This is a genomic window from Paraburkholderia translucens (genome assembly GCF_020881035.1).
Lineage (GTDB): Bacteria > Pseudomonadota > Gammaproteobacteria > Burkholderiales > Burkholderiaceae > Paraburkholderia > Paraburkholderia translucens.
The window spans coordinates 618304-645121 of sequence record NZ_JAJITC010000001.1; the positions used below are offsets into that span (position 1 = coordinate 618304).

General features: G+C 63.9%; 28 protein-coding genes and 3 pseudogenes. 15 read left to right on the top strand and 16 right to left on the bottom strand.

Annotated features, from left to right (window positions below):
- The first annotated feature begins 22 nt into the window (after window positions 1-22).
- Both LJ655_RS02795 and LJ655_RS02800 read left to right on the top strand, forming a co-directional pair.
- Window positions 23-439, top strand: coding sequence for a MarR family winged helix-turn-helix transcriptional regulator (locus tag LJ655_RS02795; RefSeq protein WP_230559724.1), 417 nt, complete (start codon window positions 23-25; stop codon window positions 437-439).
- Window positions 440-441: 2 nt separating this feature from the next.
- On the top strand, window positions 442-2241 hold the full coding sequence (locus tag LJ655_RS02800; protein ID WP_230559725.1) for a chloride channel protein: 1800 nt from the start codon (window positions 442-444) through the stop codon (window positions 2239-2241).
- Between the two features lie 69 nt (window positions 2242-2310).
- Here LJ655_RS02800 and LJ655_RS02805 read toward each other — a convergent pair whose 3' ends face one another.
- Window positions 2311-2622 carry a hypothetical protein gene (locus LJ655_RS02805; protein WP_230559726.1) on the bottom strand — a complete coding sequence of 104 codons (312 nt, stop codon included), beginning with the start codon at window positions 2620-2622 and terminating at the stop codon, window positions 2311-2313.
- A 210-nt stretch (window positions 2623-2832) separates the two neighbouring features.
- Window positions 2833-3735 carry a glutamate/aspartate ABC transporter substrate-binding protein gene (locus tag LJ655_RS02810; RefSeq protein WP_230559727.1) on the bottom strand — a complete coding sequence of 301 codons (903 nt, stop codon included), beginning with the start codon at window positions 3733-3735 and terminating at the stop codon, window positions 2833-2835.
- A gap of 262 nt (window positions 3736-3997) precedes the next feature.
- Here LJ655_RS02810 and LJ655_RS02815 point away from each other — a divergent pair, with 262 nt between their 5' ends.
- Window positions 3998-4621, top strand: a complete 624-nt coding sequence (locus tag LJ655_RS02815) for a LysE family translocator (RefSeq protein ID WP_230559728.1) — start codon at window positions 3998-4000, stop codon at window positions 4619-4621.
- Window positions 4622-4639: 18 nt separating this feature from the next.
- Here LJ655_RS02815 and LJ655_RS02820 read toward each other — a convergent pair whose 3' ends face one another.
- A complete protein-coding gene (locus tag LJ655_RS02820; protein WP_230559729.1) occupies window positions 4640-6055 on the bottom strand; it encodes an aminotransferase-like domain-containing protein in 1416 nt (471 codons plus the stop codon).
- 190 nt (window positions 6056-6245) lie between these two features.
- On the opposite strand from LJ655_RS02820, the gene aptA reads away from it, so the two are divergent.
- Window positions 6246-7574 carry an omega-aminotransferase AptA gene (aptA, locus tag LJ655_RS02825; protein ID WP_230559730.1) on the top strand — a complete coding sequence of 443 codons (1329 nt, stop codon included), beginning with the start codon at window positions 6246-6248 and terminating at the stop codon, window positions 7572-7574.
- A gap of 63 nt (window positions 7575-7637) precedes the next feature.
- Here the strand turns inward: aptA and LJ655_RS02830 are convergent, their stop codons facing one another.
- Window positions 7638-8162, bottom strand: coding sequence for a DUF6496 domain-containing protein (locus tag LJ655_RS02830; RefSeq protein WP_230559731.1), 525 nt, complete (start codon window positions 8160-8162; stop codon window positions 7638-7640).
- 187 nt (window positions 8163-8349) lie between these two features.
- Here LJ655_RS02830 and LJ655_RS02835 point away from each other — a divergent pair, with 187 nt between their 5' ends.
- Complete coding sequence (locus LJ655_RS02835) at window positions 8350-8601, top strand: hypothetical protein (RefSeq protein WP_230559732.1); 252 nt, start codon at window positions 8350-8352, stop codon at window positions 8599-8601.
- A gap of 67 nt (window positions 8602-8668) precedes the next feature.
- Here the strand turns inward: LJ655_RS02835 and LJ655_RS02840 are convergent, their stop codons facing one another.
- From LJ655_RS02840 to LJ655_RS02865, 6 genes and pseudogenes are all read right to left on the bottom strand, one after another.
- Complete coding sequence (locus tag LJ655_RS02840) at window positions 8669-9877, bottom strand: ABC transporter substrate-binding protein (RefSeq protein WP_230559733.1); 1209 nt, start codon at window positions 9875-9877, stop codon at window positions 8669-8671.
- Window positions 9878-9957: 80 nt separating this feature from the next.
- Window positions 9958-10239: pseudogene (locus tag LJ655_RS02845) on the bottom strand (c-type cytochrome); the annotation flags it as partial.
- Window positions 10240-10266: 27 nt separating this feature from the next.
- Window positions 10267-10980 carry an ABC transporter ATP-binding protein gene (locus LJ655_RS02850; RefSeq protein ID WP_230559734.1) on the bottom strand — a complete coding sequence of 238 codons (714 nt, stop codon included), beginning with the start codon at window positions 10978-10980 and terminating at the stop codon, window positions 10267-10269.
- Window positions 10977-11789, bottom strand: coding sequence for an ABC transporter ATP-binding protein (locus tag LJ655_RS02855; RefSeq protein ID WP_230559735.1), 813 nt, complete (start codon window positions 11787-11789; stop codon window positions 10977-10979). The genes LJ655_RS02850 and LJ655_RS02855 overlap by 4 nt, the downstream gene beginning before the upstream one ends.
- The gene (locus tag LJ655_RS02860; RefSeq protein ID WP_230559736.1) at window positions 11786-13738 is read right to left on the bottom strand and encodes an ABC transporter permease; all 1953 of its coding nucleotides are present in this window, start codon (window positions 13736-13738) and stop codon (window positions 11786-11788) included. The genes LJ655_RS02855 and LJ655_RS02860 overlap by 4 nt, the downstream gene beginning before the upstream one ends.
- A gap of 172 nt (window positions 13739-13910) precedes the next feature.
- Window positions 13911-14330, bottom strand: coding sequence for an amino acid synthesis family protein (locus LJ655_RS02865; protein ID WP_230559737.1), 420 nt, complete (start codon window positions 14328-14330; stop codon window positions 13911-13913).
- A gap of 5 nt (window positions 14331-14335) precedes the next feature.
- Between LJ655_RS02865 and LJ655_RS02870 the strand changes: the two are divergent.
- The 7 genes and pseudogenes from LJ655_RS02870 to LJ655_RS02900 all read left to right on the top strand — a co-directional run.
- Window positions 14336-14536, top strand: a pseudogene (locus LJ655_RS02870) (TetR family transcriptional regulator); the annotation flags it as partial.
- Window positions 14537-15196: 660 nt separating this feature from the next.
- A complete protein-coding gene (locus tag LJ655_RS02875; protein ID WP_268991319.1) occupies window positions 15197-15520 on the top strand; it encodes a tlde1 domain-containing protein in 324 nt (107 codons plus the stop codon).
- On the top strand, window positions 15517-15897 hold the full coding sequence (locus LJ655_RS02880; protein WP_230559739.1) for a hypothetical protein: 381 nt from the start codon (window positions 15517-15519) through the stop codon (window positions 15895-15897). The genes LJ655_RS02875 and LJ655_RS02880 overlap by 4 nt, the downstream gene beginning before the upstream one ends.
- Window positions 15898-16058: 161 nt before the next feature.
- Window positions 16059-16226, top strand: a complete 168-nt coding sequence (locus LJ655_RS02885; RefSeq protein ID WP_230559740.1) for a hypothetical protein — start codon at window positions 16059-16061, stop codon at window positions 16224-16226.
- 33 nt (window positions 16227-16259) lie between these two features.
- Window positions 16260-16463, top strand: coding sequence for a hypothetical protein (locus tag LJ655_RS02890; protein ID WP_425605762.1), 204 nt, complete (start codon window positions 16260-16262; stop codon window positions 16461-16463).
- A gap of 735 nt (window positions 16464-17198) precedes the next feature.
- Window positions 17199-17588, top strand: coding sequence for a hypothetical protein (locus tag LJ655_RS02895; protein ID WP_230559741.1), 390 nt, complete (start codon window positions 17199-17201; stop codon window positions 17586-17588).
- 14 nt (window positions 17589-17602) lie between these two features.
- Window positions 17603-17950, top strand: coding sequence for a hypothetical protein (locus LJ655_RS02900; protein ID WP_230559742.1), 348 nt, complete (start codon window positions 17603-17605; stop codon window positions 17948-17950).
- 146 nt (window positions 17951-18096) lie between these two features.
- On the opposite strand, the gene pcaC is transcribed toward LJ655_RS02900, so the two are convergent.
- The 5 genes from pcaC to LJ655_RS02925 all read right to left on the bottom strand — a co-directional run bounded on the left by pcaC (window position 18097) and on the right by LJ655_RS02925 (window position 22352).
- Window positions 18097-18498, bottom strand: coding sequence for a 4-carboxymuconolactone decarboxylase (gene pcaC / locus LJ655_RS02905; protein WP_230559743.1), 402 nt, complete (start codon window positions 18496-18498; stop codon window positions 18097-18099).
- Window positions 18495-19286, bottom strand: coding sequence for a 3-oxoadipate enol-lactonase (gene pcaD, locus LJ655_RS02910; protein WP_230559744.1), 792 nt, complete (start codon window positions 19284-19286; stop codon window positions 18495-18497). Before pcaD ends, pcaC begins: the two co-directional genes overlap by 4 nt.
- A gap of 5 nt (window positions 19287-19291) precedes the next feature.
- Entirely contained in the window at window positions 19292-20671 is a 1380-nt protein-coding gene (locus tag LJ655_RS02915) for a 3-carboxy-cis,cis-muconate cycloisomerase (RefSeq protein ID WP_230559745.1), read from the bottom strand.
- A gap of 300 nt (window positions 20672-20971) precedes the next feature.
- Window positions 20972-21631: a 3-oxoacid CoA-transferase subunit B gene (locus LJ655_RS02920; RefSeq protein WP_230559746.1), complete on the bottom strand. Its 660-nt coding sequence runs from the start codon at window positions 21629-21631 to the stop codon at window positions 20972-20974.
- Window positions 21632-21644: 13 nt separating this feature from the next.
- Window positions 21645-22352 (bottom strand): 3-oxoacid CoA-transferase subunit A, encoded by a 708-nt coding sequence (locus tag LJ655_RS02925; RefSeq protein ID WP_230559747.1) that lies wholly within the window; start codon window positions 22350-22352, stop codon window positions 21645-21647.
- A gap of 437 nt (window positions 22353-22789) precedes the next feature.
- On the opposite strand from LJ655_RS02925, the pseudogene LJ655_RS30155 reads away from it, so the two are divergent.
- The 3 genes and pseudogenes from LJ655_RS30155 to LJ655_RS02935 all read left to right on the top strand — a co-directional run.
- Window positions 22790-22895, top strand: a pseudogene (locus LJ655_RS30155) (LysR family transcriptional regulator); the annotation flags it as partial.
- Between the two features lie 98 nt (window positions 22896-22993).
- Window positions 22994-23632, top strand: a complete 639-nt coding sequence (gene folE, locus LJ655_RS02930) for a GTP cyclohydrolase I FolE (RefSeq protein ID WP_230559748.1) — start codon at window positions 22994-22996, stop codon at window positions 23630-23632.
- Window positions 23633-23826: 194 nt separating this feature from the next.
- Window positions 23827-24936, top strand: a complete 1110-nt coding sequence (locus tag LJ655_RS02935; protein ID WP_230559749.1) for a VTT domain-containing protein — start codon at window positions 23827-23829, stop codon at window positions 24934-24936.
- A 62-nt stretch (window positions 24937-24998) separates the two neighbouring features.
- Here the strand turns inward: LJ655_RS02935 and LJ655_RS02940 are convergent, their stop codons facing one another.
- A complete protein-coding gene (locus LJ655_RS02940; protein WP_230559750.1) occupies window positions 24999-26594 on the bottom strand; it encodes a sensor domain-containing diguanylate cyclase in 1596 nt (531 codons plus the stop codon).
- Window positions 26595-26818 lie beyond the last annotated feature (224 nt).

Sequence of the window (26818 nt, forward strand, 5' to 3'; positions counted from 1 at the left end):
TCTTCGAATCGGCAGATACCCTATGAAAGTACGGACTCGCAAGCTCGTCAAGAGCGATTTCGAGCAGCTATCGAACTTTCGCTACCAGATGCGGCGCTTCGAGCGCTTCTCGGAGCAGGCCGCGCAAAACGAGGGCATCACGCCGTTGCAATACCTGTTGCTGCTGCATATCAAGGGCTATCCGGAGCGCGAGTGGGCCACCGTCGGCGAACTCGCGGAGCGGCTGCAGGCGCAGCATCACGGCGTCGTCGCACTGGTCTCGCGCTGCGAAGCACTGAATCTGGTGCGCCGCCAGGTCAGCGAAACCGATCGCCGCCAGGTCGAAGTACACCTTGAAAAAGCGGGGGAACGGGTGCTCGAGCGGCTCGCGGAACTGCACCGCGCCGAATTGAGATCACTCGAAGGCTCCTTCCAGGTTCCACAGATCGATCTCGACTAACCATGAGCATGGATTCCCACAAACGCGACTTTGCGGCGAATGCACGACTTCCCGGCATTTTTGCGCTCGCCGCGTGCATCGGCGTCGTCAGCACATTTGCCGCCTTTGCTTTGCTGAATCTGATTCGCCTCTTCACCAATCTGTTCTTCTTCGGCATGCTGTCGTTCGCCGACCGCTCGCCCGCCACCAACACGCTCGGCGTGTGGGTAATCGGCGTGCCGGTGATCGGCGGCCTGATCGTCGGGTTGATGGCGCGCTTCGGCTCCGAGAAGATTCGCGGCCACGGCATTCCCGAGGCGATCGAAGCGATCCTGTTCGGCAAGAGCAGGATGTCGCCGAAAGTGGCGGTGCTCAAGCCGCTCTCGTCGGGCATCGTGATCGGCAGCGGCGGGCCGTTCGGCGCCGAAGGCCCGATCATCATGACCGGCGGCGCGCTCGGCTCGCTGATCGCGCAGTGCGTGAAGCTCACTTCGGCTGAACGCAAGACGCTGCTCGTGGCCGGCGCCGCGGCCGGCATGACCGCGGTGTTCGGCACGCCGCTCGCGGCCGTGCTGCTGGCGGTCGAACTGCTCCTGTTCGAATGGCGGCCGCGCAGTTTTCTGCCGGTCGCGGTGGCTTGTGCGGTCGCCGGTTTCGCCCGCGCGATTTTCTTCGGTACAGGTCCGCTGTTTCCGCTGCAGACTGCCGCGCCCAATGGCTGGTCGCTGCTGTCGTGCGCGGTCGCCGGCGTATTGTCGGGCGCGCTGGCGTCGGGCCTATCCGCCGCGCTCTACAAGGTGGAAGACCTGTTCGGCAAACTGCCGATCCACTGGATGTGGTGGCCGGCCCTCGGCGGCATCGTGGTGGGCATTGGCGGCTGGCTCGAACCGCGCGCGCTCGGCGTCGGTTACGACGTGATTGGCGATCTGCTGCATCAGAATATTGCGGTGCAGGTCGCGCTCGTGCTGCTCGCCGTGAAGGCAGCGATGTGGGTCGTCGCGCTCGGCTCGGGCACGTCGGGCGGCGTGCTCGCACCGCTGCTCATGCTCGGCGCCGGGCTCGGCACGGTGCTCGCGCACTGGCTGCCTGGCGGCGAACCGGCCCTGTGGCCGCTCGTCTGCATGGCCGCAACGCTCGGCGCCACGCTCGGCGCGCCGCTGACGGCCATCGTATTCGCCTTCGGTCTCACGCACGATGCCAATGCGCTGCTGCCGCTGCTGGCGGCAACGCTGATCGCGCACGGTTTCGCCGTGCTCGCGATGCGGCGCTCGATCATGACCGAGAAAATCGCGCGGCGCGGTTATCACATCTATCGCGAGTACGGCGTCGATCCGCTAGAGCGTCACTATGTCGACGAAGTGATGACCGGCTCGGTCGAATCGGTCGATGCCGCCGCGACGGTCGGCGCGACACTGCAGACTCGGTTCGGCGCGAACCAGTCGCGCCGCGCCTATCCGGTGGTACGCGACGGCGTGGTAATCGGCGTGGCCGAGCGCACGTCGCTCGAACGCTTCTGCGCCGAAGACTCGGAGCGCAAGCGCACAATGACGCTCGCCGACGTATTCGCGCAGCACAACACCGCCTTCGCCTTGCCCTCCGAAACATGCCGGCTCGTGGCGACGCGGCTTGCCGTGCTGGGTCTCGAACGCTTGCCTGTGGTCGCCGATAGGAACAGCATGCGTCTGGTCGGAATCGTATCGCGCAGCGATCTGGTCAAGCCGTCGCTGGCTCACTTCGAAGAAGAACACAAGCGGGAGCGCTTCCGTCGCATCGGACCGCCGCTGGGCAAGCGGCGCTTTACGCCGGTTCGTAAAACCGGCTAAAGGAAACAGCGATGATCGATACAAGGCCGAGGCCCGTTCGGGACTCGGCCTTTCTACTTGCACAGCCGGTCATTTGCCCGCACCGCGCGACTCGGCGCAACCCAGCACGAGCGTATCGCCCGATTTCACGCCGGGACTCAGCGCTGCTGTGTGAAAGTCCGCGTGGTCGCAATGCCATTCGGCGCTGAAGTTGCTCGCGCACGTCATCGTCGTGCCGTTCAGGTGCAGGCCGGGCATCGCGTAATCACACGTCTGCCGTCCGTTGCAATGACGCGCGAGCTCGCGAGTCAGATTGCCGTGCGGCGCGCCGCAATTCTCGCCAAAGCTGCCCGAGACGATCGTGATGACGCGCATCTGGGCGCCACTGTTCGCAGACGCCATGAAAATGCCCGCCAGCACGAGCGCACCGCTGAGAACTCCTCTGAGAAAAACTCTTTTGTCCCGCGAACGCTCTATCGGCCTCATCACTTTGCACCTCCTTCCTGCGATCCGGCGACGCATTCAACCGCAACGCGTCGCCTGTTCCAGGTATAGAGGGAAAAACAATGCCACGCCACTGCGAAACGCACGCAATGGGCGCGATCAACGCCGCTATTCAAGCGCCTTGTCGTTCGGCTTTGCGTAAAGCTGCTTGAGCGAATCGCTCATCGGAAAGTCGAAGCTGATGTTCTTCGGCGGCACGGGCTTGACGAACCATCTGTCGTACATCGTGTGGATTTCCGATCCTTTCATCGTCTGTTCGAGCGTGTCGTCGACGAGTTTTCTGAACTCGGGATCCTCGCGGCGCATCATGAAGCCATACGCTTCCGACGATTGCGGCGTGCCCGTGATGATCCAGTCCGACGGGTTCGCGGTCAGCGTGCGTGTGCCGGCAAGCAACACGTCATCCATCATGTACGCGACGGCACGGCCGCTCTCGAGCGTGAGGCGCCCTTCGCCGTAATCCTTCGCGCTGATGATCTGCATGTTCATCTTTTTGTCTTCATTCATCTTGCGCAGGATGCGCTCGGACGTCGTGCCCTGATTCGTCACCACCGTCTTGCCCGCGAGATCCGGGAAGTCCTTGATGCCCGAATCCTTGCGCGTCAGAAGACGCGTCGTCGCGACGAAGAACGTGTCGGCAAACGTCACCTGGCTTTGGCGCGCGGCGAGATTGGTCGTCACGCCGCATTCGAGATCGACCGTGCCGTTCTGCACGAGCGGAATGCGGTTCTGCGAGGTGACAGGTATGAAGCGCACCTTGAGGTCCGCACGCTTCGTTTTCACCTTCACCGCATCGATAACCTTGTTGCACAGGTCCTGCGAAAAGCCGATCACCTGGTTGTTCGCGTCGACATACGAGAACGGCACCGACGTCTCGCGGTGGCCAATCGCGATCACGCCGCTTTGCTGGATTTTCGCGAGGGTGGACGTCACGTCCTGCGCGAATGCGCCCGGACTCGCCGAGGTTGCCGCCACGAGTGCGGCAACTGCAGACCAATTCATCACTTTCATGGCTATCTCCAATCGTGCGGTAGGTTCCTGATGGATGGCGGGCTTCTTCCGGGCCAGTCCTCTACATATGTTGCCACTAAAATAATAATTGCAACATATGTTAACTACCGAGTATTGAAACGCCACATGAGCCAGTGCTTGCTGTCCACTCGGTCACCGGCAATCCGTACCGGGGACCATTCTCAAAACCGTACAGGTACTGTACCGGGCGCTGTCGCTAGAATGAGCTTCACCGTTTTCTATTGGCGACACCGGAGCCCCCATGTCTTTCGTCACTCTCAGCGCGCTGCCGGCCGGCATTCTGTTCGCGCTCGTCACCTCGATCACACCCGGTCCGAACAACACGATGCTGCTCGCGTCGGGCGTCAATTTCGGCTTTCGCCGCACGCTGCCGCATCTGTCCGGCATCAGTGCCGGCGTGGTGCTGTTGATGCTGTCGGTCGGTATCGGTCTCGGCGAAGCGTTCGCGCACTTCCCTGTCCTGTACACCGTGCTCGAAGTCGTCAGCGTCGCTTATCTGCTGTATCTGGCGTGGAAAATCGGCACGTCGGGCGAGCTAAAGCTCAGGAACGGCGAGCGCCGGCCGATGCGCTTCCATGAAGCGATCGCGTTTCAGTGGGTCAATCCGAAGGCATGGATGATGGTGCTGACCGCGGCGACGACGATCCATCTGAGCAACAGCTTCGGCATCAACGCGGTCGCGATGGCGGCGGTGTTCTATGTAATCGGCTTTCCGTGCATCTGCATATGGGCGGGTTTCGGCACGGCGATGCGCGAGGTGCTGTCGAATCCGAAGCGGCTGCGCGTCTTCAACATCGCGATGGCGCTCCTGCTCGTGGCGTCGCTGTATCCGATCGTGCTCAAGCTGGTTGGGCTGGGCGGCTGAGCGCACGCGAAGCGGCGCCTACCACGTCCTTTGCCCGACCCGCTCGATGAAGCGCCATAACGCGTCGTCGGTCGAATACGGCGCGTTGAAGCGGAACCAGCTGCTCGGCGCGTCATCGGGACGGAAGTACGATCCCGGCGCGAGCCAGATGCCGTGCCCGAGCGCGGCAGTCGCGACCTCGGCGGCGCGCTCTGCTTCGATCGGCAGGCGCGCCAGCATGAACAGTCCCGCGCGCGGCCGGTGAAAGACTTCGAGCCCAAGCGCGTCGAGCCGTTCTTCGAGCGCCGTGTGCGCGAGCTTCAGCCGTTCGTTGACCGTCTCGACATGGTGCGCGTAACGCCCTTCCACCAGCACTTTGTCGACGATCCGCTCGATCGTTTCCGACGACGTGAGCCCCACCGCCATCTTCGTGCGTGCAAGCTCGCGCAGCACCGCCTGTTCGGCGACCACGTAGCCGCAGCGCAGCGCGGGCGTCACCGTCTTCGAAAAACCGCCGACGTACAGCACGCGCTGCAGGCCTTCCATCGCCGCGAAGAGCGGCGCGCCGGCCGGCGCGAGTTCGCGGCTCACGTCGTCCTCGATCACCCAGAGGCGCTCGCGCTCGGCGATCTGCAGCAAGCGGAACGCGGCCGACATGCCGTACGTCGCGCCGGTCGGATTCTGCAGCGTCGTATTGACGAAGATGGCCTTCGGCTTGTGCCGCTCGACCAGCGTGGCGAGCACGTCCGTATCGACGCCGGCCGGTGTGCGCGGCACGCCATGCACGACGAGCCCGGCGAGCTTCAGGATTTGCAGCAGGTTGCAGTAACCGGGATCCTCGACGATCACCGCATCGCCCGCGCGCAGCAGCGTACGCACGATCAGATCCAGCCCCTGCGTCGCGCCCTGCGTGAGCAGCACGTTCGCAACGTCGACGGGCAGGCCGCGCCGGTCGAGCTGTTCGGCGATACGCTCGCGCAGCGGCGCGAAGCCGTACGGATGGCCGTAGTCGCCAATGCGCGCGGCCGGCACCCGGCTCAGCGCGCGCAACGCGTGTTGCAGGCCGCTCTCGTTGATCCATTCGCTCGGCAGCCAGCCGCAGCCGGCCTTGATCGGCACCGAATGATCGGCGAACACGTCGGACAGCAGCCACGTCGCGGTCAGGCTCGGCGGCTGCCAGTCGGCAACGGCCGCGCGCGTGGCCACGAGGCGCGCCGCCACGCGGTAGCCGGAGCCGCGCCGCGCGACCACGAGCCCCATCGACACGAGCCGGCTATACGCCTCCGTCACCGTGAAGGTGCTCAGCGCGTGGCTTTGCGCGAGCTGGCGCACTGATGGCAGCAGCGCGCCGGCGCGCAGCGATTGCGCGTCGATCGCGCGCGCGAAGCCTTGCACGATCTGTTCGACGAGCGTTGGCGCAGCGCGCCGGTCGCGTTGAAGGTCCAGTTCAATCATGATGCGGGCAAAAAGACCAGCGGCCAAAAAAGCGAAACGCGGACCGCCCGCTAACCTTCACAGTTCGCGCGAATCCGCCAGCACAGTTGGCATCACACCTGGTCAACTGTTTATGCCGCCATTAAACCTCGGGCGCTACAGTTTGGCTACGCCCCAAGCCCCCGACCGACACTCACTTCGAGGAAATGCCATGACTTCGCGCCCCGTCATCGACGATCTGTCGTCATTCTGGATGCCGTTCACCGCCAATCGCCAGTTCAAGGCCGCGCCGCGCCTGCTGGAATCGGCGAAGGGCATGTACTACCGCAGCACCGACGGCCGCGAGATTCTCGACGGCTGCGCCGGGCTGTGGTGCGTGAATGCCGGCCATAGCCGCGACGAGATCGTCGCCGCGATCACGCAGCAACTCTCGACGCTCGACTTCGCGCCAACGTTCCAGATGGGTCATCCGCTCGCGTTCGAAGCGGCGGCGAAGGTTGCGGAACTGATGCCCACCGGGCTCGACCGCATCTTCTTCACGAACTCGGGCTCCGAATCGGTCGACACCGCGCTGAAAATCGCGCTCGCCTACCATCGCGCGCGCGGCGAAGGTCAGCGCACGCGTCTGATCGGCCGCGAGCGCGGTTATCACGGTGTCGGTTTCGGCGGCATTTCGGTCGGCGGCATCGCGCCGAATCGCAAGACGTTTTCGGGTGCGCTGCTGCCGGCGGTCGATCATCTGCCGCACACGCACAATCTCGAACACAACGCGTTCTCGAAGGGCCAGCCCGCGTGGGGCGCGCATCTGGCCGAGGAACTGGAGCGCATCGTCACGCTGCACGATGCGTCGACGATCGCCGCGGTGATCGTCGAGCCGGTGGCCGGCTCGACCGGCGTGCTGATTCCGCCGCAAGGCTATCTGCAGAAGCTGCGCGAGATCTGCACGAAGCACGGCATCCTGCTGATCTTCGACGAGGTGATCACGGGTTTCGGCCGCCTCGGCAAGGCGACCGCGAGCGAATACTTCGGCGTCACGCCGGACCTCATTACGCTGGCGAAGGCGATCAACAACGCGTCGATTCCGATGGGCGCGGTCGCGGCGAGCCGAGCGATTCACGACACCGTCGTGGGCAGCGGCGCGCCGGGCGCGATCGAGCTGTTCCATGGCTACACCTACTCGGCGCATCCGGCGGCGGCCGCGGCCGCGATCGCCACGTTGGATCTGTATCGCCGCGACCATCTGTTCGAGCGCGCGGCCAGCCTCGCACCGAGGTTCGAAGCGGCCGCGCATGCGCTGCGCGACGCGAAACACGTGAAGGACGTGCGCAACCTCGGCCTCGTCGCCGGCATCGAGCTCGAAGCGCGCGACGGCGCGCCGGGCGCGCGCGCTTACGAGGCGTTCGTCAAATGCTTCGAGGCGGGCGTGCTGATCCGCTTCACCGGCGATATTCTTGCGTTCTCGCCGCCGCTGATCGTCGACGAAGAGCAGATCGCGCGGATTTTCCAGACGGTCGGCGAGGTGCTGGCGACCGTGCAGTAAGAACGCGCGCAATCGGCGACAACCATCGCGCGGCGGCACCCGCAAGGGTGCGCGCCAGGCGTGTCAGTGATGCGCGCGCGACGCCCGCGTATGCGCAGCCTTCTTCGCGGCGGCGGAGCGTGCGGCCGCGCCCTTCGTCGCAGCGCCTTTCTTCGCCGCTGCCGAGCGGCTCGCCGCAGGCCGCCTGGCAGCCGCCGACTTGGCCTGCTTCGACATCGCCGCCGGCGACGCCCCGGCCTTGCTCTCGCGCTTGAGCACGCCGGTCGTCACGCGCGAGCGCTTCGCGCTCGACTCCTTGCTTGCGCTCTTCTTCGCGGCGCCTTCGCGCTTGCCCGCCGCGCTGTCCTTCTGCGCTTTCTTGCGGGTCGCCTCGCTCGCCGCGCCCTGCTTCGGCGGCTTCAGGTCGACGCCCGCGCGGCGCGCCTGCGACAGTCCGATCGCAATGGCCTGCTTCGCCGAACGCACGCCGTGCTTGCCGGCGCGCACCTTGTCCACCTGTTCCTTGACGAACTCTCCTGCTTGAGTGCTCGCTGATTTGCCGGCGCGTTTATCGGCCGCGGCACGTTTCAAGGTTTTCTGCTCTGGCATGATGGTCCTCCGGTTGTGGGTGGCACTTCGACGTTCAGCAACGAACGTGCCGGAGCGCCCGCGCCAGTCAACGTTCAGCGCGCGACGCGGGGGACTCGCGTGCATAGGCAGGACGGCGTATGGTGGTGGACAAGGGGCGGCACAGGGTCTGCTCCGACGGCATTGCTTGCTGTGCAGGGAGACAGCCATGAAGACCGCTACCGTTCGCGCCGGCGCGCACATCGAGGGCGTTCACTGGATCGCCGAGTACGCCGAAGACGTCCACGAGATCCGCGTGTTTCGCGAGGGGCAGGAAGTGGACGTGCACGACGCGCCGTCCACACTGTTCGGCGATGAAGAGAACGCGGGCTCGAAAAACACCGCCGATCATCGCGCGATGGAAGCGGCCGTGCTCGCCTATCTGAAGCGCTTCGTCACCGAGCACGACGCGGAAGAGTAGTTTTCCGACCCGCCAGCAGCCAACGCCATCGCGCGGCAGTCACCACGGACCGCCGCGCACCACGTCCTCAATCCGCCGGCCGCAGCTTCTTCACTTCGGCATCCGACGGCTGCACGCTCGCGCCATCCACGTACCGGTACGACGTCATCACCCCCTTGCCATCTTTCAAGCCGGTCACCCCGACATACGCGCCCATCGTCGACTGGTTGTCCTGCGCGCGGTACGTGATCGGCCCGAACGGCGTCTGCACGTTGAGCCCCTTGAACGCGGCGGCGAGCTTGTCCGGGTCGGTCGAACCAGCTTTCCTGATCCCCTCCGCGATCGACATCAGCGCCGAATAGCCGACGACCGAGCCTAGCCGCGGATAGTCGTGATACTTCGCCTGATAGGCGTCGACGAATTTCCTGTTCGCGGCCGTATCGATCGAATACCACGGATAGCCGGTCACGATCCAGCCGCTCGGCGCTTCGGCGCCGAGCGGATCGAGGTAGTCGGGCTCGCCGGTGAGGAGCGACACCACCGCGCGATCCTTGAAGAGCCCGCGCGTATTGCCCTCGCGCACGAACTTGCCGAGGTCGGCGCCGAACAGCACGTTGAAGATCGCATCGGGTTTCGCATCGGCGATCGCCTGGCTCACCGCGCCCGCGTCGACGTTGCCGAGCGGCGTCGCCTGCTCGACGACGAACTGCACGTCCGGCTGAACGGCGCTCAGCAGCTTCTTGAACGTCGCCACTGCCGATTGCCCGTACTCGTAGTTCGGATACACGATCGCCCAGCGCTTTTTCTTCAGCTTCGCGGCCTCGGGCACCAGCATCGCCACCTGCATGTAAGTCGAAGGACGCAGACGGTACGTATATTTGTTGCCGTCGGCCCAGACGATCTTGTCGGTCAGCGGTTCGGCCGCGAGGAAGAAGATCTTCTTCTGCTTCGCGAAGTCGGCGAGCGCGAGGCCGGTGTTCGACAGGTAGCCGCCGAACAGCAGCTGCACCTGCTCCCGCGCAATCAGCTCCTGGGCGACGCGAATCGTGTCGCCGGGGTTGGCGTTATCGTCGCGCGAGACCACTTCGAGCTGCTTGCCGAGCACGCCGCCCGCCGCGTTCACCTGGTCGAGCGCGAGATTCCAGCCCTGTTTGTAAGGCCCGAGAAAGGCGGGCTGCGCCTTGTAGCTATTGATTTCGCCGATCTTGATGGTCTGCTGGGCGCTCGCGCCGAGCGCGGCGAACGAGCACGCGGTCGTCACCATAAGGCGAGAGAGCCATCCTGCGCGTGTGGTCATGCGTTTCTCCGTTATCAGTAGAAATGGTGATTTTTATCAGACGTGTGAGCGTGCAAGCGTTCGGACGGACGATGGGCGGCTCATTGCTCGCGCGGTTGCGGGCGAATTCTGGCCATACTCGCAGCCACGTCCTGCCATGCCTGCTTGCCGCCCGCGAACCGCGTGCGCGGATACGACACGAGTTCGGCGATTGGGGCGTCGTTGAAGCTGTCGCGGTAAGGCGGCATCGTACCGACTTCGGGCCGGGCAGGCGAGCCGACGCCGTCGAGAATCACGCGCATCAGGTGGTCCGGCGTCGCGCCGTCCAGGTTCTTGTTCAATGCGAGCGACGCATGCGCACCAAACAGGTGCGGCCCGCCGCCGGCTTTCGCCCGGATTTCCGGATCGATTCACACGCTCAGATAAGCGCGCCTCACGGTTTCGTTCCGTGCGAGTTCGCCAATCGTGCCGCTGAAACGGATCTGCCCTTTTTCGAGCACATACGCGCGGTCGCTGACCAGCCCGGCGAAGTGCAGATTCTGTTCAGATAGCAGAATGGACAGCCCTTCGCGCTTCAGTTCGAGAATCATGTTCGCCATCTGCTCGACGATCACGGGCGCGACGCCTTCGGACGGTTCATCGAGCAGCACCAGATACGGATTGCCCATCAGCGTGCGCGAGACGGTCAGCATCTGCTGCTCGCCGCCGCTCATCTGGCCGCCGGGCCGATTGGGCATTTCGCCGAGATTCGGGAACAGGCGGAACAGCTTTTCGGGCGTCCATTGCGGTGCGCCTTCGCGCGGCGGCTGACGGCCCGTGTCGAGGTTCTCCAGCACAGTCAGGTCCGCGAACACGCGGCGGTCCTCAGGCACGAAACCGGCGCCCATGCGCGCGATCTTGTACGGCGCGAGCGCGCTGATGTTCTGGCCGCGAAACGTCACTTCGCCGCGGCGGCGCGGCAGCAGTCCCATCACCGCTTTCATCGTCGTCGATTTGCCGGCGCCGTTGCGGCCCATCAACGCGACTACTTCGCCACGGCCGACTTCGAGTGCGACGTCGAACAGGATTTGAGCACGACCGTAGAACGCGTTGAGGCCGGAGACTTTCAGCATCGGTTCGCTCATTGCTGCGTCCCCCGCCCGTTTTGCGCGTTGTCCGCGGAGTTTCGTAGCGGCGCGTGCGGGCGGAACGTCTTCCCCGTGCCGAAATAGACTTCCTGCACGCGCGCGTCGTTGCGGATCGTGTCGGCGTCGCCCTCGGCGATCAGCTTGCCGCGCGCAAGCACGATCATCCGGTCGGCGTACGCGAATACGACGTCCATGCTGTGTTCTGTGAACAGCACGCCGATCTTGTGTTCCGTCACGAGACGTTTGGTCAATGCCATCAGTTCGTTGCGCTCCTTCGGCGCCATCCCGGCGGTCGGCTCGTCCATCAACAGCAGCTTTGGCCGGTTTGCAAGCGCGATCGCGAGTTCCACGCGCTTTACGTCGCCATACGCGAGCACGCCGCACGCGCGCTTCGCATGCTCGCTCATGCCGACCTGTTCGAGCAGCGCGAACGCTTCGTCGGCAAAGTGCGAGCCTGCCGGCTTCCACAGGCCGAAAGTCTTTTTCTCGCGCGACACCAGCGCCATCTGCACGTTTTCGAGCACCGTCATGGAGTTGAACGTCGCGGCGATCTGGAACGTGCGGCCGACGCCACGTCGCCAGATATCGCGCGGCCGCATGCCGACGAGTTCATGACCATCGAGCAGGATCGACCCCGCCGACGGCTGCAACTGCCCGTTGACCATGTTGAAACAGGTGGACTTGCCCGCGCCGTTGGGACCCAGCAGTGCCAGCAGTTGCCCGGCTTCGAGCTCGAATGAAACGTCGTCAACAGCCTTCACTCCGCCGAACGACCGCGACAGACCGCTCACGCGCAACAGGCTCATAGGCCCTCCTTGACCGCGGCGGTCCGTTGTGACGGCGACGCGGCGCCGCCGTTGGTCTTGTCTGCCTGATCGTCGTTGGCATCGCCGAAACGCTCGCGAATGAAGCCGACGATACCCTGCGGAAACGCGATCACCAGCAGCAGGATCGCGAAACCGAGCAGCGCCTGCCAGTAGTCGGTCTGGCGCGCGACCGTATCCTGCAGCCAGGTGAACACGGCCGCGCCGACGATCGGCCCGCTCAACGTTTGCAAGCCGCCGAGCAGCACCATCACGAGGCCATCGACCGAACGGCTCACGCTGATCACTTCGGGCGAGATATTGCCCTTCGAAAACGCGTACAGCGATCCGGCGAGTCCGCAGAACAGCGCGGCGATCACGAACGACGCCCACTGCACCCGCTTCACGTCGATGCCTATCGCCTCGGCACGCAGCGCGGAATCGCGCGACGCGCGCATCGCGTAACCGAGCGGCGAGAACAGCATGCGGCGCAACAGCCACACACCGAGCACCGCGCACGCGAGCGTCAGGTAGTAGAACGCGACCGGCGAGGACAGCCAGTTCGACGGCCACAGGCCGAGGATGCCGTTGCTGCCGCCGGTCACGTCGTCCCACTGGAACACGACCGACCAGACGATCTGCGCGAACGCGAGCGTCAGCATCGCGAGATAGACGCCGGAGAGGCGCACGCAGAACCAGCCGAACACGAGTGCGCCGACCACGGCGAGCAGCGGCCCGAGCAGAAGCGCGCCTTCCATCGGCAGGTTCAGCACCTTGAGGAACAGCGCCGCGCCGTATGCGCCGAGTCCAAAGTACGCGGCATGGCCAAACGAATGCAGGCCGCCCGGACCCATGATGAAATGCAGGCTCGTCGCGAACAGCACTGCGATCAGGATTTCGACGAGCAGCACCGGCATATACGGAAACACGCTGGCCGCGAGCGGCGCGAGTATGAGCACCAGCAACACGAAGGCGACGAGCCACTTCAGACGCTTGCCCGCCGGGCGCAACGGCGTTTCCGGCGCGCCCATCGCGCGCACCGCGGCGCTCGCGCGGCCGAGCAAACCCCATGGCCGCACCACCAGCACGACCGCCATCACGACGAATTCGGCCACCAGCGTGAAGCGGCTCAGCGACAAACCGATACCGAAGATCGTCACGTGTCCGATGCCGATGCACAGCGCCTTGATCTCGGCGATCAGCAACGCCGCGACGAACGCGCCAGGAATCGAACCCATCCCGCCGACCACGACGACCACGAACGCATTGCCGATCGTCTCGAGATCGAGCGACAGGTTCGCCGACATGCGCGGTCCTTGCAGCGCGCCACCGAGTCCCGCGAGAAACGCGCCGGCGAAGAATACCCCGGTAAAGAGCCATGCCTGATTGATGCCGAGCGCGCCGAGCATCTCGCGATCCTGAGTCGCGGCGCGCACCAGCGTGCCCCAGCGCGTGCGCGTCAACGCGTACCACAGCAGCAGCAGTACGGCCGGGCCGATCACGATCAGCGCGATATCGTAAGCGGGCAGCGGATGACCGAGAAAATCGACCGCGCCCGCGAGATGCGGAGCGCGTGGACCGAACAGATCGTCGGGGCCCCATAGCCATAGCGCGGTATCGCGAAAGATCAGCACGAGCGCGAAAGTGGCGAGCAGATGGAACAACTCTGGCGCCTGATAGATCCGCCGCAGCACGACGATTTCGACGAGCGCGCCGAGCACGGCGACCGCGAGCGCGGCGGCCAGCACCGACAACCAGAAGCCGGCCGCCGTGTGGCCGAAGCGGCTCGCCATGCTATACGCGACGTAGATGCCGAACATATAGAACGAGCCGTGCGCAAAGTTGACGATGCGCGTCACGCCGAAGATCAACGACAAACCGGCGGCGACCAGAAACAGCGTCGACGCGTCGGCGAGTCCATTGACCAGTTGTACGAGCAGATTCGAAAACATCGCGACCCTCGGAAGCTCGCCGAACGACGCTTGCGCAACGCGCGCAGCGCCCCGATCGGCGGACGTTGCAGCGCGGGCGGCACCATGCGCGCCCGCGTCAACGGCAGGACACTACCAGTGAAACAACCCAGGCAACAAGCGAAGGTAACAAAGCGGCGGAAAAAGCGCCCGCTCAGCGCAAACCGTCCTCGCCCTTGATCTCGCTCGCCTGCAGGCCGCCGATGCGCGGCAGCGGCCGGCCCGACGCGGTCACTGCAACCGCCACGACGATTTCGCTGGCGCGCGGCTCGTCGGCCACGCGCGTCTTGATCGCGTCGAAATGGCTGCGCACGTCGGCGGCGTCCTTGTGGCCGAGCGGCACGTCGATCGCGGTGCCGAGGGTGCCGATCTTCTTCTCCGACGGCACCATTGCGGCGCCCTTCCCGACCGCCGCGCGCAGCGGCGCGTCGGGCTTCGCCTCATAGCGGCCCGCATACGGATTATCAATCGCCGCGATCGCGACCGCGCGGCGCGCGGGCGGCTCGACGGCCTCTCCCATTTCGATGCGTGTTTCGTCGACCTGCACGGCCAGGTTGCGAAGCCTGATTGCCATCTTTCGAGGTGCGCGACGTATACCTGATGATCGCGTCGCTCGGCTATTTCTATAACGCCAATCAGTACACGCTCGGCGCTTTTCTCGGCGAACCGCTGATGGACGAGGCGGCACTCGCGCAGTGGCGCGAGGTGATCAAGGAGACGGTGCTGCGCGCACTGTGTGTGCAGGTGCCGGTAAGCGTTGTGGCGACGACTACCGCATAAAAAATATCGGCGCGCGCCGAATTCGCGAATGCCGTGCGGATTCCTTCTATACCAATCCTGAACGGCGGTCATTCCTTCACAACCGTAACAGGTGGTTTCGTTTTGCGGCTTTCGTTTGTTGCGGTTTTCGTGGCTTGAGGCTTCACTGCGCCGACGTTCCTAACGTCCGGCTTTTTGCACATCTGGACTTTTATCGTTTTGTTCGTTGCGACTGCATTCTCCGCGTTCCCTTTTTGTTGCTTGGATTCGCATTCTTTACATTGCGTTGCGCCGCACCGTGCGGCGTGACTTCGCGCTCCTGATGAATAGTCCGTTTTTCAAGCACAAACGCGCAAAAATCATAGGTGTGATTTTGTACGTTTTACCCGGTGCATCTGGACCGCGGGGTGGCCTTGGGGCGTCACACACACTACAGGGGGTACTCGCAACCTGGGCCATTTTTCGCCGTATGCCCAAACGGTTGATTTCGGTACAGTGCGTGTCCGCTGACGCTCGCGTCCAACAGCGCGATGCAGGAGCGCAGGTGAACCATTTTCACATATCTTAAAAATTGTTCTCGACAGGATGATCTGGTGTAATCGTTGATTCGTAAAACCAACGAGGAAAAAACCAATGGCGTGGATTTACAGACACAGCAGCGGCCTCCTGTATCACGACACGATGCTCGTATACACAGGTGGGTATTCCGGTCGCGGCAAAGGGAAGGATAATCACGACATGCAATATGTACGCGACATCGGGCCCATCCCCGTTGGCGAGTACACCATCGGGGCGCCGTTCAGGCATGACCATACAGGACCGTATTCGATGCGGCTCACTCCCATCAACGGGACGAATACACACGGGCGTGCTGGCTTCATGATCCATGGCGACAGCATAAAAGAACCCGGCAACGCGTCAAACGGCTGCATCGTTTTGGACCCCACTATACGGATGAGAATCTGGAACAGTGGAGACAGACTGCTAAAGGTGGTGCATCCATGAAACGTTCTGTTGCAATCCTGCTGTTATCACTTTCCGCGGTGTGTCTGGCGAAACCCCCACCCTGCGACAGATGGCCAACCAACGTAGCAGAAGGCAGACTGAGAAACGAGGGCATCATTGACCCGACGAAGATCGATCATTCCAAAACCATGGCCGTACGACTTGCCTCGGAGAAGATCGGCAAAGACCGGTTCTACGGCAAGGACCTGTACCGTGAGGTCTATCACATTACCTACTACGAAAATAGCGGAAAGCAGGTAAGCGTTATTACTGTGAACGACGCCGGATGGTCAGAATGTTCGATGAGTGGTGTCGAGGTTTTTCTTGTGTCGCAACACATGGGACCAGTCGAACCGCTGATTAAAGAGCTAAAGTAGCTTTTCACGCGCGCCTTCCGACAAGCATGCGAAACTGACCGTGAAACGACAGGCGGTGCAGTCACAAAGGGAGCCAGTCACGTTTCGGTATGGTTGTCGTTACCAGTCAAAGATCGAGGTGTGCGTGGGCTCCCTTTCCATATTGCACTGGTTGATCGTTGTTGTTTTTTATCACCATCGTGGAGGTCATCCCTCTATGGCTGATCCTGAAAAAGGCGGGATATCCGGGAGCATGGTCGCTGTTGGCCTTCATCCCGGTGGTGAACATCATCCTGCTGTGGTTCAATGCTCTGGCCCGCTGGCCTGCGCCGAACACAGGACGACCCTGACTGGTGAGGGCCAGTCGGAATCAACGAACTGAAATGGCCGGCCGCTACCGCAACCTTTCCTACTGCCAGTTCGGCTATTTCTATAACGCCAGTCAGTACACGCTCGGCGCTTTTCTCGGCGAACCGCTGATGGACGAGGCGGCACTCGCGCATTGGCGCGAGGTGATCAAGGAGACGGTGCTGCGCGCACTGTGTGTGCAGGTGCCGGCGAGCGTTGTGGCGACGACTACCGCATAAGTAATATTGGGCGCGCGGAATCGCGCAAGCCGTGGGGATTGCTTCGGTACCGTCAATCGTTGCGGCGTGGTTCTCTTTTCCCCTCGAATACAGCGCCTTTCAAGAACGGATTTGAATAGTCACGCCGTTTGGTTCCGCGCGTTCGCCCCCCGGATTGGACTGCGGGAGCGCTGTGGGGGCGTCACAGGAGATATCGGTGGTACGCGCAATCCGTACTCATATTTGCCGTGATCCCTCGCGATCCATGCGCTCGCCTCTGTCCGCTCAATACGGCATCCAGATGAAACTGACGCCTATCTTAAAAATTGTGCGCCGCTGAATGGTCTGATTTAATCGTTGGTTCGTACAACCAATATGGAAAAAGGACGATGGTTTGGATTTACAGGCATGAAAGCCGCTTGTTGTATCACGACGACGAATACATCACAAATACCGGATATTCCGGCAAGGGCGAGCACAAGGACAGACACAGCAGCCAGTATGTCCACGACAAAGGACCGATCCCTGTCGGCCTGTATGAAATTACGGTACCGTTTCCGCACCCCAAAACCGGGGGGATTCAATGCGGCTCAACCCCGTTGCGGGAAGGAGCCTAGGCGGACGCGACGGCTTCATGATCCACGGCGACAGCATGAAAGAACCCGGCAACGCGTCAAATGGGTGTATCGTTCTGCGCTTGCCATTTCGGGAGAAAATCTGGAACAGTGGGGACAGAATGCTTAGGGTGGAACATCCATGAAATGCGCTCTTCCAGTCCTGCTGCTATTCCTTCCCGCACTATGCTTGGCGCAAGGCAGACCGAATCCACCATGCGACAGGTGGCCGACCAACATCGCCGAAAACAGCCTAAGAGACACAGGCATGCTTGGCAATATCGACTATACAAAAACCCAAGCCGTGCAACTGGCGTCCGAAAAAATAGGAAAATATGAGGATGGCGAACAGTTGTGGCGTGAGGTCTATCACATTACCTTCCATGAGAAAAACGGAAATAAGATCAAGGTGATTACTGTGAACGACGCTGGCGAATTCGAATGCTTGATCAGTTCCGTGGAGGTCTTTGTCGTTTCGAGGCATTTGCTGCCAGGAGTCGAGAACGACAGAATGTTCAAGCAGATAGAGTGAGGCCCTTTGAATCCATGAAACACGCTTTTGCAGTCCCGCTGCTATCCCTTCCCGCGTTATGTCTGGCGGAACCCGGATCATACCCGCCATGCGGCGACCGGTTTCCGGCCTATGTGGCCGAGATGGCGGTGAGAAAAACTGACATCCTCTCGCTGGATTTTGACCGTACGAAAACAAGGGCGGTGCGACTGGCGTCCGAGAAGATCGGTATATATGAGGATGGCGAACCAATGTGGCGCGGGGTCTATCAGATTACCTTTGAGGAACGAAACGGAAATAAGATCAAGGTGGTTGCTGTGTACGGGATAGGCGAATCGGAGTGTACGATTCGTGACGAACCGTTTCGTATCGTTTCCAAATAGTTGCAGCTTGTCAGGGGGGACACTCGGTACAGGCAGATCGAGTGAACCGCGCCGGTCTAGACCCGGACCCGCATCGCGCGGCCTCAGCGCGACGAAGACGTCCGTCGCGCTGTGGCTGATGAAGCGGAAGACCAAGTGCCCAGTCTTTAAGGCTTCGCCGCCGCGGCCGCCGCATCGTCCTCGCGGAACAGCTTGTCGGCCAGGTGGAACGCTGAGTTAGCCGCCGGCACGCCGCAGTAAATCGCGGTCTGCATCAGCACTTCCTTGATCTGCTCGCGCGACACGCCGTTGTTCTTCGCGGCGCGCAGGTGCAGCGCGAGTTCTTCGCTGCGGTTCAACGCAACCATCATCGCGATCGTCAGCAGGCTGCGCGTATGACGCGGCAGACCTTCACGCGTCCAGATCTCGCCCCACGCATAGCGCGTGATCAGGTTCTGGAACTCCTCGGTCAGCTCGGTGCGGTTCGCGAGCGAACGGTCCACGTGCGCGTCGCCCAGCACCGCGCGACGCACCCCCATGCCGGCTTCGTAACGGTCTTCGTCGTTCATTTTGTATCCGTCAGAAAGTCGAGCACGGTTTTCGTGAACTCGTCGACCTTCTCGATGTTAGAAATATGCGAGGCGTTGAGCTCGACGTAACGTGCGCCCGGAATCGCCTGCGCGAGTTCGCGCCCCTGCGCGGGGGTCGCGGCCAGATCGTGCGTGCCACTGATCACGAGCGTCGGCAGCTTGATGCCCGGCACTTCAGGGCGCAGATCGGCCGCGTCGATCGCGTCGCAGTTCGACGCGTAGCCTTCCTTGTCGGTATGCACGAACACGTCGCGGATCATCGCCAGAACGACCGGCTCGCGCTCGATGAAGTCTGCCGTGAACCAGCGCGGCAGCACCGCGTCGGCAAGCGCGAACATGCCTTCGTGGCGCGCCTTCGCGGCACGCGGCACCCACACTTCCGGCGAGCCGATGCGCGCGGCGGTGTTGGACAGCACGACGCGCTCGAAGCGGTCGCCGTGACGCGCGGCAAGCGCGATGCCGGTCAGGCCGCCCATCGAGATGCCGCAGAAGTTCGCGCGCGCGATCTTCAGCGTGTCCATCAGGCCGAGCACGTCGCCGCTCAGCTGTTCGATCGTGTAGGGCCCCTTCGGTGCTTCCGAATGACCGTGGCCGCGCGTGTCGTACCGCAGCACGCGGAAGTGCTTCGACAACGCCGCGACCTGCGACGACCACATGGACATATCGGTGCCGAGCGAATTCGACAGCACGAGCCACGGCGCATGGCCATGACGATCGCCGTCGATACGATAGTGAAGCTCGGTGCCGTTGACTGCGGCGTAAGGCATGCCGGTTACTCCTTGGAATGGGCGCGCTGCGCGCGCGAGGTGTGAAGCGCCAGCGCGGCGTCGACATATGCGTGCGCCTGGCCGACGTATTGAGCGGGATCGAGCAGCCGCTTCAGGCGCTCGAGCGAAAGATGTTCGGTGACGACCGGGTCGGCGGCGAGCACGTCGTACAGCGTCTTGCCGTCGCGGATCGCCGCCTTCGACGCGCGCTCGACCAGATGATGCGCGTCGAGCCGGCCGATGGAATCGCCGAGCGCGAGCATCACCGCTTCGCCGAGGATCAGGCCGTGCGTAACGCCGAGATTCGCGGCGAGGCGCGCTTCGTTGACGTTCAGGCCGGACGCGATCTGCTCGATGTTCGCGAGCGCGCCGCCCGCGAGGCGCGCGAGATCCGGCAGCGCGTCCCATTCGGCCTGCCAGCCGCCGAGCGCGCGCTCGTGCTCCTGCACCATGCCGGCAAATACGGTTGCCACCAGGCCGGGCGCGCGCGTCGCGGCGGTCAGCACTGCTGCGCAGCCGACCGGGTTGCGCTTGTGCGGCATCGTCGATGAACCGCCCTTGCCGGCCGCGGCCGGCTCGGCGAGTTCGTCGATTTCGGTTTGCATCTGCAGCGAAACATCGCGCGCGATCTTGCCGAGCGTGCCGATCAGCATGCCGAACAGCGACGCCGTTTCGGCGATGCGATCGCGCTGCGTGTGCCACGGCAAGGTCGGCACCGCGAGGCCGAGTTCTTTGGCTAGCGACTGCGTGACCTGCGGCGCCGCTTCGCGCAGACTCGCGAGCGTGCCGGCCGCGCCGCCGAATTGCAGCACGAGCACGCGCTCGCGCAGCGCATCGAGCCGCTCGCGATGACGCAACAGCGCGTCGAGCCATTGTGCGAATTTGAGGCCAAGCGTAATCGGCAGCGCCTGTTGCAGCCACGTGCGGCCGATCATCGGCGTCGCGCGATGGGTGGCCGCGAGTTTCGCGATCGCGTCGCAGGTGGATTGCAGGCCGCTATCGAGCAGCTCGAAAGTGTCGCGCAGTTGCAGCACCGTCGCCGTATCGATGATGTCCTGGCTCGTCGCGCCCCAATGCACGTATTTGCCCGCTTCGGCATCGGCGGCCTTGACGCGCGCGGTCAGTTGCTTGACGAGCGGTATCGCGAGATTGCCGCCGAGCGCCGCATCGCGTGCGAGCGCGTCGGCGTCGAGTTGATCGGCCTGGCAGGCGGCTTCGATCGCGGGGACGGCGGATTCAGGAATGACTTGATGGGCGGCCGAAGCGCGCGCGAGCGCGGCTTCGACGTCGAGCATCCGTTGCAGCGTGGCACGCGGCGCCCAGATGTCGTTCATCGGCTGCGTGCCGCAAAGAAGGCCAGTCAGACGGGCGCTGGAGTCGAGCATGGTGGCGTCGATGTTCGAGGGAATCGGAAAGGAAGTAGCGGCGCGCGGCGGCTCGAAGCAGGCGCGGCGACTGCGCGATGCCGTGCGTGGGTGGCGGCATGTGCTGCGTATTGTGCGCCAAACGCCGCCGGCACGTCGCCGAAGTCGCCAGGCGAGCGCTGTCGAGGAATCTGCCTTGCCAGCGCCGGCCCATTCGCGCAATGATGCGCACTGCATGGATGCGACGCAGCGCGTCGTGCAGACGAGGCGCCACGGGTGCGGCCGTCGAACTGCCCGCCGCCGTGACGCCTCAGCCAACCATCAGGCCGCGTGCGCGGCCTGCGTGCCGTCGGTCATTGGCACGCCGGTCAGCTTCAGCAGTTCGTCGAAGCCGATGTCCGTGAAAATCTCGCGCACGACGAGACCTTCCTTCGTAACGTCGATCATCGCGAGGTCCGTATAGATACGGGTCACGCAACCGATACCGGTGACCGGGTACGAGCACTCGGTGGTGATCTTGCTTTCGCCCTGCTTGGTCAGGTGTTCCATCATCACGTAGACCTGCTTCGCGCCGATCGCGAGGTCCATCGCGCCGCCGACCGCCGGAATCGCGTCGGGCGCGCCCGTGTGCCAGTTCGCGAGGTCGCCCTTCGCCGACACCTGGAACGCGCCGAGCACGCAGAAGTCCAGATGGCCGCCGCGCATCATCGCGAACGAATCCGCGTGATGGAAGTAGGCGCCGCCCGTCAACAGCGTGACGTGCTGCTTGCCGGCGTTGATCAGTTCGTCGTCTTCTTCGCCCTTCGCCGGTGCCGGGCCCATGCCGAGCAGACCGTTTTCGCTGTGCAGGAAAATTTCCTTGTCGGCGGCGAGGTGGTTCGCCACCAGCGTCGGCACGCCGATGCCGAGGTTCACGTAAGCGCCTTCAGGGATGTCCTGGGCAACGCGCTTGGCCATTTCATCGCGGGTCAGTTTCTTCATCTCGGTCTCCGGTTCAGGCAGCAGCGTCGTGAGGATTGGGCGTCGGGGCATGCGCTGCTTGCGGCACCGCGATCACGCGTTGCACGAAAATGCCGGGCGTGACGATTTCTTCCGGATCGAGGCCGCCGAGCGGCACCACTTCCGACACCTGCACGATCGCGGTCTTCGCCGCGGTTGCCATGATCGGCCCGAAGTTACGCGCGGTCTTGCGATAGATCAGGTTGCCCCAGCGGTCGCCCTTGTACGCCTTGATCAGCGCGAAGTCGGCATGCAGCGGCGACTCGAGCACGTAGTGACGGCCGTCGATCAGGCGGGTTTCCTTGCCTTCGGCGAGCTTGGTGCCGTATGCGGTCGGCGTGAAGAAGCCGCCGATGCCCGCGCCCGCGGCGCGGATGCGCTCGGCGAGGTTGCCTTGCGGCACGAGTTCGAGTTCGATTTCGCCGGCGCGATAGAGTGCGTCGAACACATAGGAGTCGGTTTGGCGCGGGAACGAGCAGATGATCTTGCGCACGCGTTTGGCCTTCAGCAGCGCTGCGAGGCCGATATCGCCGTTACCTGCATTGTTGTTGACGATGGTCAGGTCGCGCGCGCCCTGCTCGATCAGCGCGTCGATCAGCTCGGACGGCATGCCGGCCGTGCCGAAGCCGCCGATCATCACGGTCGCGCCGTCGTGCACATCGGCAACCGCCGATTGAAGTGTCTCGAAAATCTTGTTGATCATGTCGAATTTCCTTTGGGGGCGCTACGTGCCGCTGGGTTGACAGCCCTACGGGAAGGTTCGCGGCAAGGCTCGCGCGGAAACAGTCTGCGGGCATGCTGGCGACGGCTCCGGCAAGCGCCTTCGATGGGTTCGCGGCAAATTGTTCGCCCTGAGAACAGTGATTCGTTTAGCGAACGCCCGGGGATTATGGTTGTCGTTTGGGCGGGTTGTCAAGGCGTGGAAATCCCCTTCATCATAGGTCGCTCTGCGCGGTTGCGACGGCCTGCGTCGCGCCTGGCCTGCGCGTGAGAAGTTCGTGTGTATATCGAAAGGCGTGGAGTCAACACCGCGCTCGACGCGATGCCGCGCATCGAGAAAGGCATGCGCGACGTGCAGGACTTCGATCCGGCGACGAGCACACACACATTCTCGATCGCGCTGTCCGAGGTCGGCGAGACCTCGAAAAGAAGCGCATCAGGCGGGGCGCCGTGCCTGAAACGCCGCATTTCACGAGTCTGCTGTTCATCCTTGCGCGTACCGATCTGCTTGCGACCGTGCCACAAGGGGCATTGGCACCTTCGGGCGCAAAACATGGAACAATGGCCTCAGTTACTGACCCCGCGCGTCCCACCGCGTCGACGCGCGCTCCAGGAGGGCGACGCATGACCAGCAGCAAGGCAAAGAAGACCAAACCCGCAGCGGCAGTCGAACGTCCAAGCCGCGAAGAAGCTGAAGCAGCCGTGCGCGTGATGCTGCGCTGGGCCGGCGACGATCCCAGCCGTGAAGGCCTCATCGACACGCCGGCGCGCGTAGTGCGCGCTTACGAGGAGTTCTTCGCCGGCTATCAGGTCGATCCGCGCGACATCCTCGCGCGCACCTTCTCCGAAGTGGACGGCTACGACGAAATGATCGTGCTGAAAGACATCCGCTTCGAAAGCTATTGCGAGCACCATATGGTGCCGATCATCGGACGCGCGCACGTCGCGTATCTGCCGAATCATCGCGTGGTCGGCATTTCGAAGCTCGCGCGTCTCGTCGACGCGTTCGCGAAACGGCTGCAGATCCAGGAAAAGATGACGGTGCAAATCGCCGATACGCTGAACGACGTGCTGCAGCCGGCCGGCGTCGGCGTGATTCTCGAAGCCGCGCATCAGTGCATGTCGACACGCGGCGTGCATAAGGCCGGCGTCACGATGGTCACGTCGCGTATGCTCGGCACGTTCCGCACCGACCCATCGACGCGGCGGGAGTTTCTGGCGATCGTCGGAAATCCGGGGGTAGTCGCGATGCCGAATGCCTGAAGGAGTGAACATCGGCGGGGGCAGTTTGCGGTTCGTTCGCCGACGATGCCGCCTCCGCCCTTGCGAATCGGCCTCGCCCTTCGCGCGCACTCTGGTCGAGCACACGGGTAATGTCGCGGTGAGCATGCGGGGTTGGCCGTTAGTTGCGTATTTGCAGGCATACCGGCTCAACAGCATCGACAGGAGCGCCTCAATTGGTCCAGTTTCCGTTGTCCGCGGTTTCAACCTGGGGCAGCGCGATCGTGTTCGTCAACGTCCTGCTGACGCGCCTCGGCGTACCGATTCCGGCTGTGCCGATGCTGCTGTTCGCGGGCTCGGCGATCGCCGCGGGCACCCTGTCGTTCTGGCCGATCCTCGGCGCGGCGGTGCTGGCCTCATTGATCGGCGACGGCACCTGGTTCGCGGCCGGCCGCCTCTACGGCCGCAAGCTGCTCGCGTGGCTCGGCCGCCTGTCGCCCGCCGTCGATGCGAGGCTCGAAACGGCGCGCGCGCTGTTCGAACGCTATGGCATGCCCCTCGTGTCGATTTCGAAGTTCGTGCCCGGGCTCGGGCTGATCACCCCGCCGCTGATGGGCACCACGGCCGTCGATATCCGCATCTACGTGCTGTGGGATCTGGCGAGCGTGGTCGCGTGGGCGGCGTTCTGGCTGCTCGGCGGCGCGGCGGTGGAACGCCAACTGCACATGCTGCGCGCGTTCGCCGAGCGGCGCGGCGGCACGTTCGCCGACATGCTTCTTGCCGTGGCGCTCGTCTATCTGTTCTACAGGCTGCATCTGCGCTATCGCGAACGGCGTCGCTTCGCGCGAGCCGCGTCGGGCCCAGCCACGCCGGCGCCGGACCTGCCGACCCGCGCCTCACCGCCGAGCGCCGCGTCGAGGATGTCGTGGCGCTGGCGACGCCTCGGCCGGACGAGCCGCATGGCGCAGTCCCGTGTGTTCGATGCCCGGCCCGGCGCCCCGCTGCCCGACCTGCAATGTCGGATCCCCAATGCGCTTGCGCTCGATCCGCATTCGCCCGAACAGATCGACGGCGCACTGCGCGCGCACGACATGGTGATCTATTGCATCTGCCCGGACAGCGCGACTGCGCTCGCGGTCTCGCAACACATGCGCAGCCACGGCTATACGCGCATTCGCGCGCTGCGCGGCGGACTCGATGCCTGGCAGCGGCGCGGCTTTCCGGTGGCGTTGCTGGCGAATGCGGACGCTTCGGCTGCTGATGCGCAGCCCCCGGCGTCGCGCGACGAGACGTCAGCGGCGGTGACGTTGCGCGGATTCGCGCCATCTGGCGCGCAACGCGCCTGAATCACGCTGCACCGCGACAGCTCGGCCCCGGCAAAGCGCGCCCGCCCCCGGAGCGCGCAGCGTTAAAGCCCGGCCCCCGCACGAGAACCCGCCTGCGCCGCCGCCCCCTCTTTCCACTGCGCCGAACAGGTGCGATTGCGCCCCTGATGCTTCGCCACATACAGCTGTTGATCGGCGGCGGCCAGCAGATCGAGCCCGTTCGCGACATCGGTCGACGGCGGCAGCGCCGTCGCGCAGCCGACGCTCACCGTCACCCCGCGCGGCGCCCCCTGTTCCGGCACGATGACCTGGCTTTCCACCTTGCGGCGAATCTGCTCCGCGACCGCGAACGCACCTTCCGCCGTGGTATCCGGCAGCACCACCGCGAACTCTTCGCCGCCGTAGCGCGCGACCAGATCGCTCGAGCGTCGCGCCACCGACGCGATGCAATCGGCCACCGCGATCAATACCTCGTCGCCGCTGTCATGGCCGTAGGTGTCGTTGAAGGTCTTGAAGTGATCGATATCGATGAACAGCACCGAAAGCGGCTTCCTCTCGCGTTGCGCGCGCCGCCATTCGTCGTCGAGCCGTTTGTCGAGCACGCGGCGATTGTCGAGCCTCGTCAGTGGATCGGTCGTGGCCAGACGCTGCAGCGCAGCCTGCGCACGCTGCTTGTCGCGCAGCGCGAACGCGAGCAGCCATGATACGAACACGAACACCGCGCCGAACCCGATGGTCAGCGCAGCGGCGACATGACTGCGATGCTGCCACGGCGCGAGCACGTCGTCGACGGCGGGCGCGACCACCGCGATCAGCGGCGTGCCCGGCACATGGGTGTACGTGTAGATGCGACGCACGCCGTCGATCGTCGCGATCGCCTCATAGGTGCCAGAGCCGTGCGTGTCCATTTCGCGAAAACGCGGCGGCATCGCGATGTTCGAGCCGATCTCGGGCGCGGCAAGCGGCTTACGCGCAAGCAGCGTGCCGTCCGTCATCACGATGAAGACAGAGCCTTGGGCACCGGTATCGATCCGGTCGAGCAGGTGCTGGAAGTACTCGATGCGGATCGCGAGCAGCGCGATGCCGGCAAAGCGGCCTTGCGCGTCGTCGATGCGCCGCGTGAGCGCGATCGACAGTTCGCCGCCGCGCAGCCGCGAAGTGTACGGATGCGAGAAACACAGGCCCGCCGCAGGATTGCGCTGGTGCACCTGAAAGTATTCGCGGTCGTCGAGACGGATGGTGGTGTTGGCGTCTTCATACTGCGCGGCGGCCACCTGGCCGTTGGCGTCCACTACGTAAGCGCCGCCGAGATAGGCCGCGGTCGTGACGCGATCGAACAGCATCGCCTGGCGCTCGGGAGCCGGCAGCGTCCAGGTGAGCGGATCGCGGGCGACATCCGCCATCGCTTGCAGAGACAGACTATAAATCTCGACGTTGCGCTCGAGATCCGCGGAAATGATCGACACGAGGTTTTGCGAGGTCTGGCGAGCATGATCGAGCGTCTCGCTGCGGCCCGCGCCGACCTCCAGCGCGATCAGAATCGACATGGCCAACGCGACCAGCGTGCCAGCGATGCCAGCCACCCAAGGGCGGTTGCCCACATAGCGTGTCATCCCCACCCGGACGAAACGCCACGTGTGTCGCAGCCGATGACGCAGCGAAAGCGCTTGCCGTGCCACGCTCATCGCCTCCTTTTACGGACTATCCCCGCGCACCGGCAACACGGTGCGCCTTGCAGATCTGACGTCACTCCAGCGTAGCAAAGATAATCCTCACCCGCGATTCGCGGGCGATTCGCGGGCGATTCGCGGGGGCTTCGCGCCGCATGTCCGCCGCTTTGCCAATCGCGCGATGGCGGGCCGCCTCGCCAGCGTCTATCCTCGACCCGTAGGGCCGCGCGCAT

Excerpts from the sequence above, each read along its gene's own strand:
- LJ655_RS02865 (WP_230559737.1), bottom strand. The coding sequence starts at position 14,330 with ATGGCAATCAGGCTTCGCAACCTGGCCGTGCAGGTCGACGAAACACGC.
- LJ655_RS02895 (WP_230559741.1), top strand. The coding sequence starts at position 17,199 with ATGAAATGCGCTCTTCCAGTCCTGCTGCTATTCCTTCCCGCACTATGC.
- LJ655_RS02925 (WP_230559747.1), bottom strand. The coding sequence starts at position 22,352 with ATGATCAACAAGATTTTCGAGACACTTCAATCGGCGGTTGCCGATGTG.
- LJ655_RS02835 (WP_230559732.1), top strand. The coding sequence starts at position 8,350 with ATGAAGACCGCTACCGTTCGCGCCGGCGCGCACATCGAGGGCGTTCAC.
- LJ655_RS02795 (WP_230559724.1), top strand. The coding sequence starts at position 23 with ATGAAAGTACGGACTCGCAAGCTCGTCAAGAGCGATTTCGAGCAGCTA.
- LJ655_RS02915 (WP_230559745.1), bottom strand. The coding sequence starts at position 20,671 with ATGCTCGACTCCAGCGCCCGTCTGACTGGCCTTCTTTGCGGCACGCAG.
- LJ655_RS02830 (WP_230559731.1), bottom strand. The coding sequence starts at position 8,162 with ATGCCAGAGCAGAAAACCTTGAAACGTGCCGCGGCCGATAAACGCGCC.
- LJ655_RS02880 (WP_230559739.1), top strand. The coding sequence starts at position 15,517 with ATGAAACGTTCTGTTGCAATCCTGCTGTTATCACTTTCCGCGGTGTGT.
- LJ655_RS02850 (WP_230559734.1), bottom strand. The coding sequence starts at position 10,980 with ATGAGCGAACCGATGCTGAAAGTCTCCGGCCTCAACGCGTTCTACGGT.
- LJ655_RS02860 (WP_230559736.1), bottom strand. The coding sequence starts at position 13,738 with ATGTTTTCGAATCTGCTCGTACAACTGGTCAATGGACTCGCCGACGCG.
- pcaD (WP_230559744.1), bottom strand. The coding sequence starts at position 19,286 with ATGCCTTACGCCGCAGTCAACGGCACCGAGCTTCACTATCGTATCGAC.
- folE (WP_230559748.1), top strand. The coding sequence starts at position 22,994 with ATGACCAGCAGCAAGGCAAAGAAGACCAAACCCGCAGCGGCAGTCGAA.
- aptA (WP_230559730.1), top strand. The coding sequence starts at position 6,246 with ATGACTTCGCGCCCCGTCATCGACGATCTGTCGTCATTCTGGATGCCG.
- LJ655_RS02820 (WP_230559729.1), bottom strand. The coding sequence starts at position 6,055 with ATGATTGAACTGGACCTTCAACGCGACCGGCGCGCTGCGCCAACGCTC.
- LJ655_RS02855 (WP_230559735.1), bottom strand. The coding sequence starts at position 11,789 with ATGAGCCTGTTGCGCGTGAGCGGTCTGTCGCGGTCGTTCGGCGGAGTG.
- LJ655_RS02805 (WP_230559726.1), bottom strand. The coding sequence starts at position 2,622 with ATGGCGTCTGCGAACAGTGGCGCCCAGATGCGCGTCATCACGATCGTC.
- LJ655_RS02840 (WP_230559733.1), bottom strand. The coding sequence starts at position 9,877 with ATGACCACACGCGCAGGATGGCTCTCTCGCCTTATGGTGACGACCGCG.
- LJ655_RS02815 (WP_230559728.1), top strand. The coding sequence starts at position 3,998 with ATGTCTTTCGTCACTCTCAGCGCGCTGCCGGCCGGCATTCTGTTCGCG.
- LJ655_RS02800 (WP_230559725.1), top strand. The coding sequence starts at position 442 with ATGAGCATGGATTCCCACAAACGCGACTTTGCGGCGAATGCACGACTT.
- LJ655_RS02875 (WP_268991319.1), top strand. The coding sequence starts at position 15,197 with ATGCTCGTATACACAGGTGGGTATTCCGGTCGCGGCAAAGGGAAGGAT.
- LJ655_RS02920 (WP_230559746.1), bottom strand. The coding sequence starts at position 21,631 with ATGAAGAAACTGACCCGCGATGAAATGGCCAAGCGCGTTGCCCAGGAC.
- pcaC (WP_230559743.1), bottom strand. The coding sequence starts at position 18,498 with ATGAACGACGAAGACCGTTACGAAGCCGGCATGGGGGTGCGTCGCGCG.
- LJ655_RS02890 (WP_425605762.1), top strand. The coding sequence starts at position 16,260 with ATGGCCGGCCGCTACCGCAACCTTTCCTACTGCCAGTTCGGCTATTTC.
- LJ655_RS02900 (WP_230559742.1), top strand. The coding sequence starts at position 17,603 with ATGAAACACGCTTTTGCAGTCCCGCTGCTATCCCTTCCCGCGTTATGT.
- LJ655_RS02810 (WP_230559727.1), bottom strand. The coding sequence starts at position 3,735 with ATGAAAGTGATGAATTGGTCTGCAGTTGCCGCACTCGTGGCGGCAACC.